General features: G+C 69.1%; 16 protein-coding genes. 8 read left to right on the plus strand and 8 right to left on the minus strand.

The annotated features are described in order from the left end of the window. From ACZ7LS_RS34800 to ACZ7LS_RS34810, 3 genes are all read right to left on the minus strand, one after another. Positions 1–3,806 (minus strand): amino acid adenylation domain-containing protein (locus ACZ7LS_RS34800; protein WP_471066334.1); only part of this gene is annotated, 3,806 nt, incomplete at its 3' end. Between the two features lie 101 nt (positions 3,807–3,907). Then, positions 3,908–5,263 carry a serine hydrolase domain-containing protein gene (locus ACZ7LS_RS34805; RefSeq protein WP_385137045.1) on the minus strand — a complete coding sequence of 452 codons (1,356 nt, stop codon included), beginning with the start codon at positions 5,261–5,263 and terminating at the stop codon, positions 3,908–3,910. A 268-nt stretch (positions 5,264–5,531) separates the two neighbouring features. Next, positions 5,532–6,689, minus strand: coding sequence for a DUF1648 domain-containing protein (locus tag ACZ7LS_RS34810; RefSeq protein ID WP_385137043.1), 1,158 nt, complete (start codon positions 6,687–6,689; stop codon positions 5,532–5,534). Between the two features lie 345 nt (positions 6,690–7,034). Here ACZ7LS_RS34810 and ACZ7LS_RS34815 point away from each other — a divergent pair, with 345 nt between their 5' ends. Then, positions 7,035–8,006: a winged helix-turn-helix domain-containing protein gene (locus tag ACZ7LS_RS34815; RefSeq protein ID WP_385137041.1), complete on the plus strand. Its 972-nt coding sequence runs from the start codon at positions 7,035–7,037 to the stop codon at positions 8,004–8,006. 112 nt (positions 8,007–8,118) lie between these two features. On the opposite strand, the gene ACZ7LS_RS34820 is transcribed toward ACZ7LS_RS34815, so the two are convergent. After that, positions 8,119–8,526: a GntR family transcriptional regulator gene (locus ACZ7LS_RS34820; RefSeq protein ID WP_382530605.1), complete on the minus strand. Its 408-nt coding sequence runs from the start codon at positions 8,524–8,526 to the stop codon at positions 8,119–8,121. Positions 8,527–8,624: 98 nt separating this feature from the next. Between ACZ7LS_RS34820 and ACZ7LS_RS34825 the strand changes: the two genes are divergently transcribed. From ACZ7LS_RS34825 to ACZ7LS_RS34835, 3 genes are read left to right on the plus strand one after another with little or no spacing between them, the layout of a single operon-like run. Next, positions 8,625–8,993: a hypothetical protein gene (locus ACZ7LS_RS34825; RefSeq protein ID WP_382530603.1), complete on the plus strand. Its 369-nt coding sequence runs from the start codon at positions 8,625–8,627 to the stop codon at positions 8,991–8,993. Beyond that, entirely contained in the window at positions 8,993–9,925 is a 933-nt protein-coding gene (locus ACZ7LS_RS34830) for an ABC transporter ATP-binding protein (RefSeq protein ID WP_382530601.1), read from the plus strand. Before ACZ7LS_RS34825 ends, ACZ7LS_RS34830 begins: the two co-directional genes overlap by 1 nt. Next, the gene (locus ACZ7LS_RS34835) at positions 9,922–10,719 is read left to right on the plus strand and encodes an ABC transporter permease (RefSeq protein WP_382530599.1); all 798 of its coding nucleotides are present in this window, start codon (positions 9,922–9,924) and stop codon (positions 10,717–10,719) included. Before ACZ7LS_RS34830 ends, ACZ7LS_RS34835 begins: the two co-directional genes overlap by 4 nt. Positions 10,720–10,896: 177 nt before the next feature. On the opposite strand, the gene ACZ7LS_RS34840 is transcribed toward ACZ7LS_RS34835, so the two are convergent. The 4 genes from ACZ7LS_RS34840 to ACZ7LS_RS34855 form a co-directional block, all read right to left on the minus strand. After that, positions 10,897–11,142, minus strand: a complete 246-nt coding sequence (locus ACZ7LS_RS34840; RefSeq protein ID WP_030353145.1) for an MbtH family protein — start codon at positions 11,140–11,142, stop codon at positions 10,897–10,899. A 208-nt stretch (positions 11,143–11,350) separates the two neighbouring features. Continuing rightward, entirely contained in the window at positions 11,351–12,160 is an 810-nt protein-coding gene (locus ACZ7LS_RS34845; RefSeq protein WP_382675867.1) for an alpha/beta fold hydrolase, read from the minus strand. Between the two features lie 31 nt (positions 12,161–12,191). Further along, entirely contained in the window at positions 12,192–13,679 is a 1,488-nt protein-coding gene (locus tag ACZ7LS_RS34850) for an aldehyde dehydrogenase family protein (RefSeq protein WP_382675864.1), read from the minus strand. Positions 13,680–14,046: 367 nt separating this feature from the next. After that, entirely contained in the window at positions 14,047–14,448 is a 402-nt protein-coding gene (locus ACZ7LS_RS34855; RefSeq protein ID WP_382530593.1) for a cold-shock protein, read from the minus strand. 425 nt (positions 14,449–14,873) lie between these two features. Between ACZ7LS_RS34855 and ACZ7LS_RS34860 the strand changes: the two genes are divergently transcribed. The 4 genes from ACZ7LS_RS34860 (at position 14,874) to ACZ7LS_RS34875 (ending at position 19,901) form a co-directional block, all read left to right on the plus strand. Then, the gene (locus ACZ7LS_RS34860) at positions 14,874–15,734 is read left to right on the plus strand and encodes an ArsR/SmtB family transcription factor (RefSeq protein WP_382530591.1); all 861 of its coding nucleotides are present in this window, start codon (positions 14,874–14,876) and stop codon (positions 15,732–15,734) included. A 201-nt stretch (positions 15,735–15,935) separates the two neighbouring features. Further along, the gene (locus tag ACZ7LS_RS34865) at positions 15,936–16,112 is read left to right on the plus strand and encodes a hypothetical protein (protein WP_382530589.1); all 177 of its coding nucleotides are present in this window, start codon (positions 15,936–15,938) and stop codon (positions 16,110–16,112) included. Next, positions 16,109–18,514 (plus strand): TOMM precursor leader peptide-binding protein, encoded by a 2,406-nt coding sequence (locus ACZ7LS_RS34870; protein WP_385137037.1) that lies wholly within the window; start codon positions 16,109–16,111, stop codon positions 18,512–18,514. Before ACZ7LS_RS34865 ends, ACZ7LS_RS34870 begins: the two co-directional genes overlap by 4 nt. 148 nt (positions 18,515–18,662) lie before the next feature. Continuing rightward, on the plus strand, positions 18,663–19,901 hold the full coding sequence (locus ACZ7LS_RS34875) for a sensor histidine kinase (protein WP_382675856.1): 1,239 nt from the start codon (positions 18,663–18,665) through the stop codon (positions 19,899–19,901). Positions 19,902–19,908: the final 7 nt, after the last annotated feature.

Genomic DNA, 19,908 nt, shown 5'->3' on the forward strand with positions numbered 1-19,908 from the left:
AACGCCGACGGAACCGCCGAAATCAGAGAACCACTCCACGCCTCCCGCTCCGTCAACGCCAGAACATCCCGCACCACCTCCACCGTCCCACCCGCGGCCAACGTCCCGAACAACTCAAACACCGACACATCAAAATTCAACGACGTCGAGAACAACGTCCGCGAGAACCGCTCCTCACCCAGACCCACCGCCCACCGCACCAGACCAGCCACCGCCCCATGCGGAACCACCACACCCTTCGGCCGACCCGTCGAACCCGACGTATAAATCACATACGCCGCCGACGACAACAACACAGAGCCGGACGCCGACAGGGCCCGCCGCGCGTCCGCGCCCGCCGGCAGCGGCCCGGCCACCATCGCCTCGTCCACCACCACCCGGACGCCGCTGTCCGCCTTCATGAACTCCAGCCGGTCCGCCGGATACTCCGGATCCAACGGCACATACGCACCACCAGCCCACAACACCCCCAACACCGCCACCACCAGATCCACCGACCTCGGTAGACACACCCCCACCCGCGACTCCACACCCACACCAAGCGCCACCAAGTGCCCCGCCAGACGATCCACCCGCTCACCCAACTCGCCATACGTCAGCGACACACCACCCTCACCCACCACCGCAACCGCCCCAGGAACCGAAGCGATACGGTCCCGGACCAGCTCCACCACCGACCGCTCACCCACCCCCACACCCGGACCCGCCCACCCCATCAACAACCGCTCAAGCTCAGCCCCACCCAACATCCCCACCCGCACCAAAGGCACCAACGGCTCAGCCACCAACCGCTCCGCCAACACCAACCAATGCCCACACAACCGCTCAACCGTCTCCGCGTCGAACAGATCCGTGTTGAATTCCAGTTCCGCGGTGAGGCCATTCGGGGATTCCCAGAACTCCAGCGTGATGTCGAAGCGCGACGACTCACGCGGCACCGGCTCACGCCGCGCGGCCAAGCCCGCGAAGTCACCTTCCATATCCACCGAGTTCTGGAGGACGATCAACGCCTGCACCAGCGGTGTCCGGCTCGGATCGCGCTCGGGCGCGAGCGCGTCCACCACCCGGTCGAATGGCACCTCTTGGTGGGCGAAGGCATCAAGGGCCGTCGTACGAACGTGGTCAAGGAGATCGTCGAAGGAGTGCCGGTCCTGATCGATGCGTGCCCGCAGGACGAGGGTATTGACGAAGAACCCGACCAGCCCCTCCAACTCCGCCCGCTCACGCCCCGAGACGACCGTCCCCACCGCCACATCCCGCTGACCGCTGTACCGCGACAACAGCAACTGCGTCACCGCCGTCAGCACCATGAACAGACTCGCCCCACGCCGCTGCCCCGAACGCGCGAGGCGCCGGGCCAGCTCCTCGGGCACCTCGAAGGTGTGGAGTGCTCCGGCCGAGGTGCGCACCGCCGGGCGGGGCCGGTCCGTCGGCAGCTCCAGCGACTCCAGACCGTCCAACTGCCGACGCCAGTAATCGAGTTGTCGCGCGTGCGCCTCGCCGGTCCGCCGTTCGCGCTGCCATACGGCGAAGTCGGGATACTGCACCGGCAGCTCCGCGAGGCCCGCGTCCTCACCGCGTACGGCAGCGGCGTAGAGGGCACCCAGCTCGCGCGCGATGACGCCCATCGACCAGCCGTCGGTGACGATGTGGTGCATCGACAGGACGAGGACGTGTTCCCGCGCGCCGAGGCCTACCGCCAGCACACGGAACAGGGGCCCGCGCGCGAGGTCGAACGGCGTCGACTGCTCGGTCCTCAGCACCGTGTGCAGCGCGTGCGGGCGGTCGGCATCGTTCTCGGCGGACAGGTCGACGACACGCAGGGGCACGGTCACCGTGGGATGCACCGTCTGCACCCGACCGCCGAACGTCGTACGCAGCGACTCGTGCCGCGCGGTCAGACCGTCGAGCGCGGCCCGCAGAGCGGCCATGTCCAGGTCTCCGCTGAGGCGCAGCGCCAGCCCGGTGTTGTACTCGACGCCACCTGCGGCGAAGTCGTCCAGGAACCAGAGGCGTTCCTGGCCGTAGGAGAGCGGGAGATCATGGTCGCGGGACGCGGGCTTGATCGTGGTGGCCCTGGACGAGGCGTGAGCGCGTTCCGGCGTCTGTGCCCGTGTCTGTGCGACGGCCTCTGCCATCGCGGCGACGGTGGGGTGATCGAATACCGTCCGTGTCGACAGTTCGCACCCGAACGCCTTCTGGACGCGAAGCACCACTTTGAGGCCCGTGATGGAGTCCCCGCCGAGAGAGAAGAAGTTGTCGTGGACGCCGATCCGCTCGGCGCCGAGGACATCGGCCCAGACCTCGCACAGCACCCGCTCCGCCTCCGTGCGGGGGGCGACGTACTCCCCTTCCATGGAAAGGTCGGGGGCCGGAAGCGCCCGCTGATCGACCTTTCCGTTCGTGGTCAGGGGTAGCGCGTCCAGGACGACGAAAGCCGCCGGCACCATGTACTCGGGCAGCAGCGCGGCGGCATGCTCCCGTACGCCGGTGACGTCCAGCTCACCCGACGACGGTACGAGGTACGCGACCAGGCGCTTCGCCCCCGGGCGGTCCTCCCGGACGATCACCGACACCCGCCCCACCGACGCGTGACGCGACAGTACGGACTCGATCTCACCCAGCTCGATACGGAACCCACGGATCTTGACCTGGCCGTCGCCCCGGCCGAGGAAGTCCAGCCGGCCATCCGGCCGCCACCGCACCACATCACCTGTCCGGTACAACCGCCCACCCGAACCGAACGGATCCGCCACAAACCGCTCAGCCGTCAACCCCGAACGACCGTCATACCCACGCGCCAGACCACTGCCGCCGAGATACAACTCACCGGAATCCCCCACGCCGACCGGCCGCAACGCACCGTCGAGTACATATGCGGACGTATCGTCCATCGGACCCCCGAGCGGCACCGTCGTACCCTCGGTATCGGCACCATCGACCGGCCCGCACACCGCGAAGGCCGTCGACTCCGTCGGACCGTACACATGCACCAGCTCAGTGTCCGGACACGCCTCCAGCACCCGGCCCATCGCAACACCCGACGCCGCCTCACCACCCGTCCACACCTCACCCAGACCCGCAAAGCACCCGGGATCCTCCTCAGCCAACACATCGAACAACGCCTTCGTCAAAAACAAACCCGACACCCCACGCGCCACCGCACCCCGCACCACCGACACACTCAACTCAGCCTCAGCCACCACCACCGTCCCACCGTTCAACAACGGCACCCACACCTCATACGTCGCCGCATCAAACGAATGCGCCGAATGGAACAACACCCTGCCATGCGCACCCGACGACCAACGGGAATCCGCAGCCAGAGCCACAATGTCCCCGTGCGTCACCGCCACACCCTTCGGCACACCCGTAGACCCCGACGTAAACATCACATACGCCAGCGCACCCGCAGGAACCACCGACGCAAGCCCCACATCCACGACCGGCTCCGCATCCACGCGTACGACAGGCACCCCACCAACCTCACCCACCAACCGATCCGTCACCACCACCACCGCACCACTCCGCCCCAGCACATCCCGCACCCGCTCCTCCGGATACGACCCATGCAACGGCACATACGCACCCCCCGCCCTCACCACAGCCAGCATCGCCACCACCACATCCACCGACCGCTCAAGCAGCAACCCCACCCGCGACTCCACACCCACACCACACCCCACCAACACCCGCGCCAGCCGCCCCGCCCGAGCATCCAACTCCCCATACGTCAACGACACATCACCACACACCACAGCCACCGACCCCGGCGACTCCGCCAACCTGGCCCCGAACACACTCACGATCGATACGTGCTGGACTGACGGCATCGACTGCCCACCCTCGAACATCGTTGATTTCCCCGTATATCTCGTGAATGTGTCGCCGCGGCCCCCGCCGGCCCTCAGCCCTGTCGGCGCAGGGCCCGGCCGCCGTACTGGAGGCCGGCGACCGGTCCGCCCGCCCGTTCCCTGACGAACCGTCCGATGATCGGCAAGGCGTCGTGGACGCGGTCCCGGGCGACGAAGAGGTCGTCCTCGTGGATGGTGAGCAGGTAGTCCGAGTAGTCCTCGCGTGTGAGGAAGAGTTCGCCCGAGTCGTCGGCGACAACCATCAGCAGCAGATCGCCGTTCGTGTAGCTGCCGAAATAGCCGGCGAGGTCGCCGACCTGCGGGGTCTCGGGGTGCGGCAGGCTGTAGTGACCGAGGTCGAGCCCGTTCGCGCGCAACGCCCCCACCAGGTCCTCCCACAGCTTGGGACCCGCCGTGGAGTTGGTGGTCACGGCCAGCGCCGTGCTGCTGCCGGGGTGGATACGGAGGTTGCAGGTGGCGCCGCCCACCGCCCCGTCGTGGCCGAACCACGCGTCGTCCCCGTTTCTGTGGCACATCAGGCCCAGGCCCCAGGCGTCCGCGAGGCCGAACGGTTCGGCGTTCGGGACGCTCTCGCGCATCTGGAGGATCGCGTCCTCCGGCAGCAGTCGGCGGTGGGCGAAGGTGTCACGGTCATCGAGGTGCAGTCGAGCGGCGGTGACCAGGTCCCGGGCGCTTCCGGCGAGGCCGCCGGCCGCCGCCAGGGAGAGCGCGGTCATATGGTCGACCGGCTCGGCTTCGTCGCCGCCCGCGCGTAGCGCGTGCCCCTCGGCCCTGGTTCTGACCGGCTGGTCCGCCCCGGGCCTGGGGTCGTGCAGGAACACGGGCTCGATGCCCAGCGGGCGCAGCAGGCAACTGTCCATCGCCGTCCACCAGTCCATCCCGGACACGGCTTCGATGACGGAGCCGAGCAGGCAGTAGCCGGTGTTGGAGTACGAGAACGCGAGGCCGGGCGGGAAGAGGTTCGGCTCTTCCCCGCATACGGTCGCGAAGCGCCGGTACGAGGGGCCGCGCATGTCGGCGTACTCGATGCTGTCCGCCAGACCGGCTGTGTGGCTGAGGAGTTGACGGACCGTGCCGGTTCCGATGAGCGGATTGGTCGCTTTCTTCAGCTCGGGGACGAGTCCGGAGAGTGGTTCGTCGAGGTCGAGGTCGCCGTCGGAGACGAACTGCATGGTGAGACCGGCCGTGAAGAACTTTGTCACGGAGCCGAAGGGGAAGGCGGTGTCGGCTGTCACCGGGTTCTTCGTCCGGACGGATTCGACACCGACCGTGTGCTCTGTCAGGGCGCCGTCGCGGTAGAGGGCCAACTGCGCTCCCGTGACGCGATGTTCGCGCGCGAGCTCGTCGAATATCGCCGCGACGCGGCCCGTTGATCCGCTCGTACCCACTGAAGACTTCCCCCCGCTGTCCGGTGTCTCATCGTCCCCAGGCTCTCCCTCCGGCCCCGCTTCCGCAATCATCTTCGACGGCAGTGGAAACCCCCTGGTCAGAGGGGTTTCACTCGTTCAGCGACAGCCGAAGGGGCCGCCCCGGGCAATCCGGGACGGCCCTCCTGGCCACATACGTTTCCGAGCAGTCCGAAGCATCCGAGCCATCCCGGCTCCCCGGCTCCCCTGCTCCCCGACTGCCCGGCTCCCCGGCTCCCCGGCTCCCCGGCTATCGCACCGCGGCAGACACGACCGTCGCTCCCGCCGCGATCGCGAGCACCGCCGCGGAGATGATCAGGAACCGGGGATTGCCGATGTTGACGGTCCAGCCCATGCCCACGCGCCGGGGCACGAGGATGGCGGGATCATCGGCGTTGACGTAGACGGTGCCGGCTCCGTACCAGTGGCGGTCGTCGTCGCGCGGCACCAGCCCGGTCCCCTCGTCCGAGCCGCCGGAGCCGCCCGTACCGCTCGGGCCGTCCCCGCTTTCCAGCGCCGGCCGGCTGCCCCCGGGGCCCATGCGTACAAGCGGCACGGACACGGCGAGGGCCGCGAGCGTCGGTACGCCGATGACCAGCGACAGCACGGCGCCGGAGCGGCTGTCGCTCCACATCATCCCTGACAGTCCGAGCAGCATGAGGTTGAGCAGTGCGGCGACGCCCAGCAGGCTGCGTGCCGTCAGTCCGAGGTAGCGGCGGTGTTGGGCGGCGCTGCTCCGGGGGCGCGACACATCCAGGTCCGCGCGGGCGCGCAGGACGGCGGCGACCGTCCCGATGACCGCGGCGGTCAGCAGGATCTGGGCGAAGACGAGGCTGTACGCGGTCCAGAAGGTGGTGGTGATCTCGCGGTACACGGTCCCGCTCGATGAGCGTTCCGGGAGCGCCAGCACCTCGGGCAGCCGCGGGTAGACGATCGCACCGGCGACGGCGGTCACGGCGATCACCACGAACGAGGGGATCGTCCAGGCCCAGGGGAGCCGTACGGGGTCGGTGCGCAGGGAGGTGTCCATGACCACGCCCTGCCGTACGTGTTCGTACCAGTTGCCCCGCTCCTTGGCGCGGGCGAGGGCGCGGTGCGCGCTCAGCCACAGCGCGGCGGCGATGACACAGAGAACGACCGCCGCCACGCCGCCGACCGCGACACTGTTGAGTACGGCGCCGACGGCGAGAGCGGCCACGGTGACGATGAGGGTGGCCGGCAGTAACAGGGCGCGGTACCGGCGGCGTTGTTCGCTCACTTCGGGGGCGTCCGCCTTGTCCGGCGGGACTCGTACGCCGAAGGGAACCGCGTGCGGGTTGAGCAGTGGGCTCGGCGCGGCGTAGAGGGCGGCCCCCAGAGCCAGCAGGATCCCGGAATTGACGAGCAGGCTGACAAGCACGGTGTTCACCTAATCCAATTTCTCGCATCGGCCGCCTGTCTTGCAAGCGCCTTTGGCCAGGACTGAAACCCGCAGGTCGAACGGGCTTCCCCGGGAATTGTCCCGGAATTATTACCGATCGGTATTCGATGCACGGCCATGCGCCCGTCGTGCATCATGGCCATGTACCACGGTGCACGACTGACCTGGGGTTCCAGGAAAGAGCGAACGGGGGTTCACTCGGGCATGAGGAGAGGGGAACGCAGAAGTGACGGTCCGGCGGGTCACACCCAGAGAATTCATTTCACCTTCAAGGACGTAATGAATTTTCGGCTGCGGAGACCTCTCGGACCCGTCCCCGAGTCGCTTTTCGCGTTGGGAGTTCTCCACCGGAATACCGACGACGCGTTCTCCGAATGGCGCAGAGCCGTCAAGGTCAGGCAGGGCCGGCGCCTCCATCAGCTGCTGGGTCTGGCCGAGAGCCTCGCGGCCGCCCCCGGTCTGCTGTCGATCACTCTGTCGGCGTCGGGGAAGGTGAGGGTCGACGTCAGCGGCCTGCCGTCCGGCCAGGCGCCCGCCGCCCAACCGCCCGCCACCCCGGCGCCGACCGCCCAGGCGCCGTCCGCGCAGCCACCGTCCGCCCATGCCTCCTCCAGCCATCTTCCCGTCTTCCTCCGCGAGTTCGCGGAGGAGGCGATCCAGCCGTACTGGCCCCGGATCCACAGCTTTCTGGAGAGCGAGCGCGAGGCGAGCGGCCGGCTCATGTTCACCGGCGGTATGCACGAGCTGTTCCGGGCCGTGGACGGAAGGATCCGCTGGCAGCCGCCCGTCCTGACGATCCCGAGCGACCGGGCGCTGCCGGGCGAGGTGCGGCTGCGAGGTGCCGGCCTGCTGCTGGTGCCCTCGCTCTTCCTGTCCGGCCCTCCGCGCCTCTTCCTCGACGAGGCCGCGCCGGAGAGAGCGCCGATCCTGGTCTACCCGGTACATCCCGACCCCATGATGGCCTCCGCCCTGTGGAATCTCACCCAACCGAAAGAGTCACTGTCCGCGCTCGTCGGGAGCACGCGCTCCGCGGTGCTCCAAGCGCTCACCGAGAGCCGTACGACGACCGAACTCGCCCAGTATGTGGGGGTGTCCGCCGGTTCGGCGAGTCAGCACGCGAGCGTGCTGCGCAATGCCGGGCTGGTGTCGACGACGCGTACGCGCAACTACGCCATCCACACGCTCACCCCGCTGGGTGAGGCCCTGCTGAAGGGGCCGGCGCTCGGGCCGCTCCCCCGCCCCTCCTGTTCCCCCGCGCCGCTCCCGACCCACCGGAGCCTTCCCGACCCACCGGAGCCCTCCTGACCGGCGGAGCCCTTCCGGCCTACGGAGCCCCCTGACCGGCGGAACCCACCCGACCGCCGGAGCCCTCCTGACAGCTGGACCCGCCGTACCCGCCGGATCCGACAGGTCTTCCTCATCCCCCGCCACCCCCCTCGCTCTGCTTGGCGAAGCCCTCCAGGGTCGTCCGTACGTACGCCAAGACCTCCTCCTCGGGAATGCCCCGCACCACCGCTTCGGCCAGGAGCGTGCGCAGCCGCTGCTCCCAGTCGACCCCCACCCGCAGTTCCGCCGTCGCCCGCCGTACGTCCGGGTGGACCACCGCCCCGCTCTTGCGGTTGATGCGGATGATGCCCTCGCGCCGCAGCAGGTCGTACGCCTTGTTCACGGTGTGGAAGTTGATCGCCAGGTCGACGGCGAACTGCCTGGTGGAGGGCAGGGACGCGCCGGGCTCCAGCATGCCGTCGGCGATGGCTTCCACCACCCGGTCCCGGATCTGCTGGTAGATCGGGACCTCACTGTCGAGATCGAGTACTAGATGCACAAGCCCACTCTATCTGATATACAACTACTAGAACAGATGGCCACGGCAGGACCGCACACCGGGTCCCGGAGCGGGTCCCAGAGGGAGGGATGGATCTCATGGCAGAGATGAAGATTTCCGGCGCGGAGCTGACGGTCGAGTTCAGCCGGCGGGAGCAGACCTGGCTCCACCGCAGCTCACTGACCCTTCCGCTGGCGAGTGTGCGCCAGGTGACCCGGGTCGACCGACCGCTGAGCGTCGCGCACGGCACCCGAAACGGCCTCGTCGTCTCGGGGTTCGCCAAGATCGGCTTCTGGGGCGTCATGGTCGGGCCGCGTCAGCTCGTGGCCGCCTATCGCGGCAAGCCCGGTCTGCATATCCTGCTCGACCGCACCCCCGACGGTGAGAAGGTCGACGAGCTGGTCCTCTCGCTCGACGACGCGGACCAGCTCGCCGAGCACCTCGGACAGCGTATGGGGAAGAGCTGATGAATCAACCGAACTACCGGATCGAAGTGACCGGCCTGACCAAGCGGTTCGGGCCGGTCACGGCGGTGGACAGTCTGGGCTTCTCCGTGGAGCCGGGCGTCATCACCGGGTTCCTCGGCCCCAACGGGGCCGGCAAGACCACGACCATGCGCATGATCCTCGGCCTGGTCACCCCGACCGCGGGCACCGCCACGATCGGCGGCAAGCGGTACGGGGAGCTGGCCCGGCCCTCCGAGATCGTCGGGGCGGTCCTCGACGCCTCGGCCTTCCACCCCAATCACTCGGCACGCGACCATCTGCGGATCTACCGCACCATGGGCGGCCACCCGGCCGGCCGCGTCGAGGAGTTACTCGACCGGCTCGGCCTCGCGCACGCCGCGCACCGCAGGACCCGCACCTTCTCCACCGGCATGAAGCAGCGGCTCAGCCTCGCGACCGCCCTGCTGGGCGATCCCCAGGTGCTGCTGCTCGACGAGCCGAGCAACGGCCTCGACCCCGAGGGCATCGCGTGGCTGCGCCGCTTCCTGCGTGAACTCGCCGACGAGGGCCGCACCGTACTGGTGTCGAGCCATGTGCTCAGCGAGGTCCAGCAGATCGTGGACGACATCGTGATGATCCGGCGCGGCAAGCTGGTCGCGGCCGGCCCGCTGCGGGAGATGGAGCGGTTCAGGCCCTCGACCGTACTGGTCCGCTCGCCCGATGCCGAGGAGCTCAAGAAGCTGCTGCTGCGGGGCGCATCGGACGGGGTGGCCGCGCAGAGCGTCGAGACGGGGCACGACGGCGCACTGCGGGTGCATGGGCTCGCGACCGCGCGGATCGCCGATCTGGCGTCCGCCGCGGGACTGCGGGTGCATGAGCTGCTCACCGAGGACACAAGCCTGGAGCAGCTGTTCTTCGAACTGACCGCGGACAGTGAGGGGGAGGTCCGATGAACGCGTTGATCAGGGCGGAGTTCCGCCGGCTGCTGGCCACGCGCATGTGGCTGTGGGCGCTGCTGACCGCGGTTGTCCTGGGCGGTGGCCTGGTCGGGCTGCTGACCGCCGTCGGACCGGAGAATTTCTCGCCGCCCATGCCGGGGCTGGAGACGAAGGACGGCGTCCTGTCCGTCTTCGGGATGCTGGGCTTCACGGTCTTCGTCCCCGCCGCGCTGGGCACGCTGGCCATGACGTCGGAGTACCGGCACCGTACGGCCACCTTCACGTTCCTGTTCGCCCCGCAGCGCTGGCAGGTGCTCACCGCCAAGCTGGTCACGTTCGGGGTGGCCGGTCTGGTGTACGGGCTGGTGCAGACCGGCAGCGCGGGCGTGGGGTTCTTCGGGGCGCTCGCCGCCCGCGGGGTCACTCCCGGGCTGCCCGCGGGCACGGTGATCGAGCTGCTGCTCAGACTGGCGCTGACGATGGCGGTCTACACCCTGCTCGGGGTGGCGATGGGAGCGCTGATCCGCAATCAGATCGTGGCTCTCGCGGTGGTGATCGGCTATCTCTACATGGGTGAGCTGATCCTGATGATGATCCCCGGGGTCAATCTGCTCTACCCGCTGCTGCCCGGTGGCGCGACGGCCTCGCTCACCAGCTTCACCTATCTCGCTGATGTTCTGGCGGACGAACTGTCCACGAGTCCGGTGTCGTTGCTGTCACCGGTGGGCGGCGGACTCCTGCTGGCGGGTTACGCTCTCGTCGCGGCGGCCGTGGCCGTACTGGTACCCATGCGACGGGACGTGGTCTGACGGCCGGACCGCGGGTACGGACGATTGCCGGACTCCCTTCCCCCGGCGATCGCCTGTACACGCAAAGGGCGGGTGCCCCGGACCGCATTCCGGGGCACCCGCGTCGCTTCTGCTCGATGTGTGTGGCCGATGGTGTGTGGCCGATGGTGGCCGGACGCGACAGTGGCGCCCGGAGGGTCAGGCGGGGACGCCGGCCTTTCCGGCCGGTACCGTCTCGCCCTCCATCTCACGTATGAGGCTGGCGGGACGCATGTCCGTCCAGTTCTTCTCCACGTAGTCGAGGCAGGCCTGCCGGCTGTCCTCGCCGAAGACGACCGTCCAGCCGTCCGGGACGTTCGCGAAGGTGGGCCACAGCGAGTGCTGGTTCTCGTGATTGACGAGTACGTAGAACGAGCCGTTGTCGTTGTCGAACGGGTTCTCCATGAGTTTTCCCTTCCCCATGTCCGGGTTCCGGACTTCCCCCGGCCCCCCGCGGCATGATCTCCCAGCCGCTTCAGCCGGTTCAACTGTTTTGCCTGGGACCAAAGGGGCCCGGCCGGAACCTGATATTCGATGTGTGCCAATTGGCGGATGGACGAACGTGTGCGGTGCGTGATCGGTGCGGTGACGCGATGTGCCTGACCTCGCCGGATCAGCCGTGCCGCGCGAAGAATTCGAGCAGTGCGGCGTTGACTCCGTCGGGGCGTTCCAGATAGCCGTAGTGACCAGCGTCACGAATCTCCGTATAACGGGATCCAGGTATCGCGTCGGCCACTTCACGGCTGAAGTGCGGGGGCAGTATCAGGTCGTCCGAGAAACCGATGACGAGGCAGGGCCTGTCGATTCCCCGGTAGGCGTCGAGCCGGTTGGTGGTGATGTCGATATCGAGCTGGGCGCGGTACCCGGGCAGCTGGGACACGGGCGCGAGTTCGAAGATGTCCAGCCAGTCCCGGACCTCCTTGTCCTCGCTCAGGGTCGCGGGCGACAGATTCTGCAGCGCGCGGAGGGTGGCCCCGTACAGCGGGGTCATCGCGCCGCCGTTGTCGTGGAACTCCCGTTCTGCCCGCGCGTGCGCCCGGCGCATGAAGTCCGTACGGCCGCGCGTCGCCATCAGCACCAGCTGACTGACCAACTCCGGCCGGGCCAGGCAGAGTTCCTGGGCGACATGGGCGCCGAGGGAGGTGCCCACCAGCCGGCAGGGACCAAGGTCGAGCCGCTCGATGAGCCCCGCCGTGTCGGCGACCAGGTCCTCGATGGTGAAGCCCTCGGCGCAGGCGTCGGTCGGCGGGATCCCCCGGTTGTTGAACGTGATCACCCGGTAGCCGGCCGACGTGAGGGCGGGCACCTGGTGGAGGTGCCAGGAACGGCCGCCCGCACCCGAGCCCATCACCATCACCACCGGTTCACCCCGGCCGGTGTCCTCGTAGCTGAGGTTGATTCCGTTGATGCGGCTGATCGCCACGTACGTTCTCCGTTCTGGCTGTGGTTCCGGATCAGGCGTCGGCCACCGACAGGGCGACCCGCGCCCCGGCGACGCGCGCACCCTCGTCCCGCGCCCTCGCCGCAAGCGCACCCGCCTCAAGCGCACCCGCTTCACGCGCACCCTCCCAGTACGCGCCGAAGAGCGCCGCCTCGTCGGGGACGCGTGCGGGGATGGGCCTGGAGACGGTGGTGTGGTTGAGGAAGTGCCGCCAGGTGACATTTCCCGCGACACTCGACCCTCCCCAACTCCCGCTGGAGAGCGTGGTGGTGAAGGGTACGCCGCTGGCCAGGCTGCCGGTGTTGGTCATGGTCGACTGGTTCACCACGACACGGCAGTGTGAGACGGCCTCGGCCAGCCGCATGACCCGGTCCGTCCTGGCCGTGTGCACGGCGCAGCTGTGGCCGAGTCCGCAACGCTCCGAGATGTTCTGGACCAGCCGTACGGCCTCGTCGAAGTCGGTGTAGACGGAGACGGTCAGCAGGGGGGAGAGCTTCTCCCGCAGCACCGGTGAGTCCTGCCAGGGGTCGGCGCAGCGGACGACGAGGACGGTCACCTTCTCCGAGGCGTCGAGGGTGACGCCGGCGGCCCGTGCGATGTCCGCGGCGGGGCGGCCGATCATCTCGCGGTTGAGTGCGCTGCCGTCCGGCCACAGCAGCCGGACGACCCGGTCGGTCTCCTCCTCGGTGCAGAGATGGGCGCCGGCGCGTGCCAGTGTCTCCTCGAACGCGGCGGCGATGGAGTGGTGCACGAGCACATTGCTCTCGGAGGAGCAGGAGGTGCCGTGGTTGAACCCGGCCCCGTGCTGGATCTTGCCGACGGCGTCCTCAAGGTCCGCGGTCTCGTCCACGATCACGGTCGGGTTCCCTACTCCGGCGCCGATCGCCGGCGTACCACTGCGGTAGGCGCGGCGTACCGTTCCCGCGCCGCCGATGGCGACGACGGAGTCGGCGGCGGCCATGAGCTGTTCGCCGGCCTCACGGCCGGTCACGGGCAGGCACTGCACCAGGTCGGGAGGCGCGCCGATCTCCGCGAGCGCGGCGCGCATGACGTCCAGTGTGGCGAGTGCGCTGCGGTGTGCGCGGGGGTTGGGGCTGAAGACCGCCGCGTTCCGGGTCTTCAGCATCGGCAGCGCGTTGCAGATGATGCCGGGGGCCGGAGCCGTCGCGGGGCTGGCGACGGCGATCACCCCGAGCGGTTTCGCGATCCTGACGAGCCCCAGATCCGGCTGTTCCTCGACGACACCGACGGTGCGCGCGCCGTGCAGATCGTTGAGGATCCCCAGTACGCGTCTGCGTTGCAGGGTGTACAGGTCTTCGATGTCCCCGAGCCCGGTCTCCTCGTGGCTGAGGCGGGCGAGTACGCGCGCGGTCTCCTCGCGGTAGCAGTGCCAGCCGACGGCCATGACGGCCCTGTCGGTGTCGGCCTGCGACCATGACGCCACTTCCGCAACCGCCGCTCGGGCTCGGCGTACGGCTTCCTCCACGGATTCGCTGATCACAGCTACTCCCCTACGGCGGTCGCTGAGGCGCGGCCCCTGGAGCACAGTGACGCGCCTTCATCCCGGCAGGTCGTCCAGCAACTCCCGACCTCCCGCAGAGAACTTCACGTTCCTGCCCGGACAACGTAACCACAGAGAAACCGGAGCGGCCACAGTTTCTGTTGACGGCAAATGCCCTGTATTCACGGGCCGGGCGGGACTCCGCCGAAGTGTTCATTTTGGGCTCGGCCGAAACTCCCGATGGAGAGGCCATTTCTGTGCGCAGCGGAATTCCGCGGAATTCCGGCCCCCGGGGCGGCGACCCACGCCCCGGGCGGCGGGAGCGGCCGACGCTCACCCGTCGGCGAGGATCGGCCGCCCCTGGCGATCAGTGGCTGATCCACCCGTGCGTACGGGCCAGTTCGACGATCCGCGCGCGGATCCGCTTGATCTGATCGGCTGTCAGAGTGCCGTCGGCGTCGAGGAGTACGTCGGTCAGCTCGCTCCGGAACCCGGCGGCGCCCGACCGGCCCTCCGCCTCTCCGCCGTCCGCTCCCAGCTGCTCGGGCCTGCGGCCCGAGGGCTGATGGATCAGGCGGATCTCCGACGCCTTCGGGCCCTTCTCGCCCATCTCGACGAAGAACTCGACGTCCCTGCCCGCCTGGTAGAGGTACTTCTCGTCCAGCAGATCGTTCGCGTGCATGAACACGTCCTCACCCCCCTCGTCCGGGTTGATGAATCCGTACCCACGCGTCTCGTCGAACCGCTGGATCTTCCCCGTCTTCAGCACAACCGCACCTCCACGACCGCCACAACCAACCATGATTCAACCCGACCAGGATGCTACGCCGCACGCCGCGGCACCACCCCTGAAGAATTCATGATCCGGGCAGTGAATCGGCCATGGCGGTTCGAGGACGTCGACACTGTCTGCACAGCTCAGGCCGTGGCACCGTCGGCGGTGAGTCCCGGTTCCTCCCCCTTGGTGCACGCCATACCGGTGTGGCCTCCGGAGAACCGGGCCAGCGATCCGCGCCTGCCGTGCCTACCGCGCACCGGCGAGCGTATTGTCGGCCGCACTGCCGACGCCACGGATTCACCACTTGCTTACGGGGGCGTTACATGCAAAGGATCCACTTCACCGCGGCAGATCTTGCCCGAACCCGGCTGCAGAGCACACTCGGACCCGTCGCCGAGGGGGTCTTCGCACTCGGTGTGCTCACTCAGTCCCGCAACGCCGACTACGCGCGATGGCGAGGCGACGTACTCGGCCGGCTCCGCGAGACCTCCTCGCTCAACAGACCGCTCGTCCCGCTGCTCCGGGCCCTCAAGGCACCGGACGACCTGCTGTTCCTGCTCGACTCCTCGCCGGACGCGGACACCTCGGCGCTCGCCGCGCTCTCCCTGACCCGTACGGACGCGACCCGGCTGGCCGTGGACATGTGGCGGGCCGGTGTCGCCCCGTACTGGGACAGCATTCTGGAGCGGCTCGACAGTGAGTGCGACGCGCACGGACGTATCGCCATGACGGGCGGGGTCGAGCAGTTGCTCGCCACGCTGCACCCCCGGATCGTATGGAACCCGCCGGTGCTGGAGATACACGACGGGCTGGAGCTGGATGTCCACCTCAGGGGCCAGGGCCTGCTGCTCAACCCCTCGGCGTTCCTGCCCGGACTGGTCGGCCGCGTCATCGCCTCGGAACGGGACAGCGACCAGCCCGCGCTGGTGTTCTCCGTACCGCCCGATGTCGCCGGGCTGTTCGCCATCCCGGACGACCCGGAGATCACCGGCGGGCAGGCGCTCAGCGCACTCGTCGGCCAGACGCGCGCCGCCGCCCTGCGCGCGCTGACCAACACCTGCACCACCAGCCAGCTCGCCGCGCGGCTCGGTGTCTCCCCCGGCAGCGCGAGCCAGCACGCCTCGGTACTGCGGGAGTCCGGGCTGATCACCACCCGACGGGTACGGAACTGCGCCCTCCATTCGGTGACACCGCTCGGAATGGCGCTGCTGGGCGGCCGGCTGCGGAAAGTCCCTTCCACGGGTCGTCTCGGTACGCGCCGGGCCTCCGTGAACTGATCCGCCGCACCGGAAGAACGTAGGAGCGATCCGTATTCCCTCTCCACATGCTTTGGCCGTCGGTAAATAACCCGGCCCCGGACGTGAGAACTTCATATCCTGGCAGTGAATGCGGGACTGTTCACCCGTCACATCGCTGTGCGCAGAATCAATCCCGCACGCCGAACGACAACTGACAGCAATGAAAGGGGAACGATCGCCATGAGCAACGCCAACACCTCCCTCCTCGGTTCCGAAGGACCGGCGGCCGGGGGGCGTCATCTCGTCATCGAGGACCTCGACTCGATGCCGGAGCACGGCGTCGCGCTGCTGAGCATCTGCATCAACGCCTCTCCCGTCGCCCCGGCGTTCCACGGGCACGAGCAGCACCAGGGATGACAGAGGCGGGGGGGAGCAGCCGGTGGCCGCCGGCCGGTGACGGTACGCGTCTCGGCTTCAAGAGCCATCTGCGCGCGACGGTGGTCCCGGGAGAGGCGGCCTATCTGGTGTCCCAGCGCGGTGTCACCGCGCTGTACGGGGACCACAGCGAAGTGCTGGTGCCACTTCTCGACGGCAGCCGCAGCCCTGACGGGGTACTGCGTGACGCGGCTCCCGCGCTGAGCTCGGAGGAGGCCGCCGCCTCGCTGCGGGCCCTCGACGCGGCGGGACTGCTGCGGCTGCGCCCGGCCGCGGCGGAGGGCCCGGCGGCGGTGGCGGACTCGGCCGCGGCGCACGGCTCGGCGGTGGCGCGGGACCCGGCGGCGGTACGGGACCGGGCCGCACCGGAAGGCCTCACCGCACCCCCCTGCCCCGATCCGGCCGCCGAGGCCTACTGGGATCTGGCCGGGCTGGACGGCGCACGGACGCTGGACACGCTCGCCCGGACGTCGGTACGCCCGGTGGCCCTCACCGATGTCGACCTGGAGCAGGTCGGCGCCGCGTGCCGAGCCTCGGGGCTGACGCTCGCGCCTCCGGACGCGGACGCGGACCTCTCGCTCGTCCTGTGCGACGACTATCTCTCCCCCCGGCTGCGCGAGGTCGACGCCGGGCACCGCGCGTCCGGGACCCCCTGGCTGCTGGTGGGAGTGGGCACCGCGGCTCCCTGGATCGGGCCGGTCTTCCGCCCCGGCCAGGGCCCGTGCTGGCACTGTCTGGCGACGCGGCTGCGCGGTCACCGCTCCTCCGAACGCCCACTCCAGCGCGCCCTGGGCCTGGAGGGACCGCCTCAGCGGCCGCACGCCACACTGGCGGCGGGCAGGGCCATCGCCGTACAGCTCGCCGTGCTGGAGGCCGCCAAGTGGCTGGCGGGCGTACGGACGGCCTCCCACGGCTCCGTGAACACACTGGACACACTGGGGCTGCACACCACGGCCCATCCCGTGGCGCGGCTGCCGCAGTGCGCGGCCTGCGGGGACCCCGGTCTGGTGGCCCGGCGGGTCGCCGCTCCGTTCACACCGGTGTCGCGGCCCAAGGCCGTACAGGACCTCAACGGCCACCGCGCGCTGACGCCCGGTCAGATGCTGGAGCGTTACGGACCGTTGGTGGATCCCGTGACCGGCATCATCAAGGAGATCCGGCGCGCGCCGGGGAGCCCGGAGTTCGTCAACGCCTTTCTCTCCGGCCAGAACCTGGCCATGCGCAGCGGGACCCTGTCGGGGCTGCGGGCCGGGCTGCGCTCCCTCAGCGGGGGCAAAGGGCTCACGGACGCGGAGGCCCGTACGAGCGCGCTGGGCGAGGCGGTGGAGCGTTACAGCGGGACCCGTCAGGGCGACGAGCCGGTGATCCACGACTCCCTCCACGCCCTGGGCGAGGCGGCGATCCACCCCAACTCCTGTCAGCTGTTCCACGATCGGCAGTTGCGGGACAGGGAGCGGTGGAACGCCGGCGGCAACCGGCTGTACCACGTACCACCGCCCTTCGACACGCACCGCCCCACCGACTGGACCCCGGTGTGGTCGCTGACCGGACGGACCCAACGGCTGCTGCCGACCTCCATGCTGTACTTCGGCGAGGAGGAGTCACCGGACGGCCTGTCCGCCGACTCGAACGGCAACGCGGCCGGCAGCAGCCCCGAGGACGCCCTGATCCAGGGGTTCCTGGAGCTGGTGGAGCGGGACGCCGTGGCGCTGTGGTGGTACAATCGCACCCGGCAGCCCGGTGTCGATCTCGACGCGTTCGACGAGCCGTACATCGAGCGGCTGCGCGCGGGCTACCGTACGGTGCGCCGCGAGGTGTGGGCGCTGGACGTGACCTCGGACCTCGGCATTCCGGTGATCGCGGCCCTGTCCCGGCGTACGGACAAGCCCGCCGAGGACATCGTCTTCGGCTTCGGCGCCCACTTCGACCCACGTCTCGCGCTGCGCCGGGCGCTGACGGAGATGGGCCAACTGCTGCCCCTTGTCAGCGAGGTGACGGCCGAGGGCGGCGGGTACCGCATCACCGATCCCGAGCCGCGGGACTGGTGGCGACGCTCCACGGCCGCCAACCGCCCGTATCTGCGGGCGGATCGGAGCGTACCGGCCCGCGGGCCGCGCGACTGGACCTACGTGCCGACCGACGATCTCCGCCAGGACATCACCGCCATCACGGAGTTGACGCGCTCGCACGGGATGGAACTGCTCGTACTCGACCAGAGCCGGCCCGATCTGGAACTCCCCGTGGTGAAGGTGATCGTCCCGGGGCTGCGGCACTTCTGGCCCCGGTACGCGCCGGGCCGGCTGTACAACACCCCCGTGGAGCTGGGGAGACGCGCCGAGCCCACGCCATACGGAGGACTGAACCCCATACCACTGTTCGTATGACCTCTACTAGCGGACGCGTAAAGTCCGCGTAACGTCACGACGATTTCGTCCCGGCACCGCCCGATCTCAGCACATCCTTCACGCCGATCACTTACGCTCTTCACGTAGTACGGAGGTTCGACGGGGAAGGCTGCGAAGACACACGATCATGCGAAGTCGCGATGACGGATCCACTGAGAAAGTCCGGCCGGGGGAGAAGGACGAGGTGACGCGCGGCCCCACGACGCCACCGGATCTGCCGGCTCCCCAACTGGCCCGCGTCATCCTGACGATCGCTCTCCTCGGCTATCTGAGCGTCACCATCATCAACCTCATGGGAGTGAACCACAGTACGGTCTCCCTCACCGCTTCACTCAGCGGCATGCTGCTCATCTTCTTATTGCAGCTGAGACACTCCAGTCCCGCGGCCCGCCGCGCCCCCACCTGGCAGAAGTCGCTCACACTCGGCACACAGGCGCTGCTCACCTACCTGCCGATCGTGGCCTTCCACTCACAGTGGGGGGCGATGGCCGGGTTCCTCGCGGGATCCCTGCTGCTTCTGCTGCCCGGCCGACGGGCCTGGTTCGCCTACGGCGCCGTCGGGATCAGCATGGTCATCCCACCGATCGTGGATCGTCTCCCGCTGCGGGAGGCGTTCTATCTGTGCCAGTCGACGCTGCTGACCGGACTGGTCGTGTACGGGCTCTCCCGGATGTCCGAGCTGGTACGGGCGCTGCACGACACCAGGATCGAACTGACCCGGATGGCGGTCACCCAGGAACGGCTGCGCTTCGCACGGGACTTGCACGATCTGCTCGGCTACAGCCTCTCCGCGATCACCCTGAAGAGCGAGCTGATCCACCGGCTGGTCCCGACGCATCCGCGACGCGCGATGGACGAGATCAGTGAAGTCCTGGCGATCTCACGGCAGTCGCTCGCCGATGTGCGTACGGTCGCCAGCGGACTGCGGGGGCTCTCGCTCGAACAGGAGCTGGGCTCGGCGCAGTCGCTGCTCGCCGCCGCGGATGTGCGGGTGCGCGCCACCATCCGGCTCGGGAAGATCAGCCAGCAGGTCGACACCGTACTCGCCGCCGTACTGCGGGAGGCGATCACCAATCTGCTGCGGCACTCACGCGCGGGCGTCTGTGACATCGAGGCCGTTCAAGAAGGCGGGTGGGTACGGCTGTCCGTGCTCAACGACGGTGTCGACCCGGCGTACCGCGACTCCTCGCCGCACAGCGGCAGCGGTCTGGGGAACCTGGAGACGCGCCTGCGGGCCGTGTCGGGCCGCCTCTCCGTCGCACGCGGCTCCGACGGCACCTTCCGGCTGATGGCCGAGGCGCCCGCCCATCTGATCAGAGGAGTGCCCGATGTGGACGACGTCTACGCCCAGGACTCCGCGGCCTGAGCGGCAC

Source organism: Streptomyces sp. NPDC039430, from assembly GCF_055639435.1.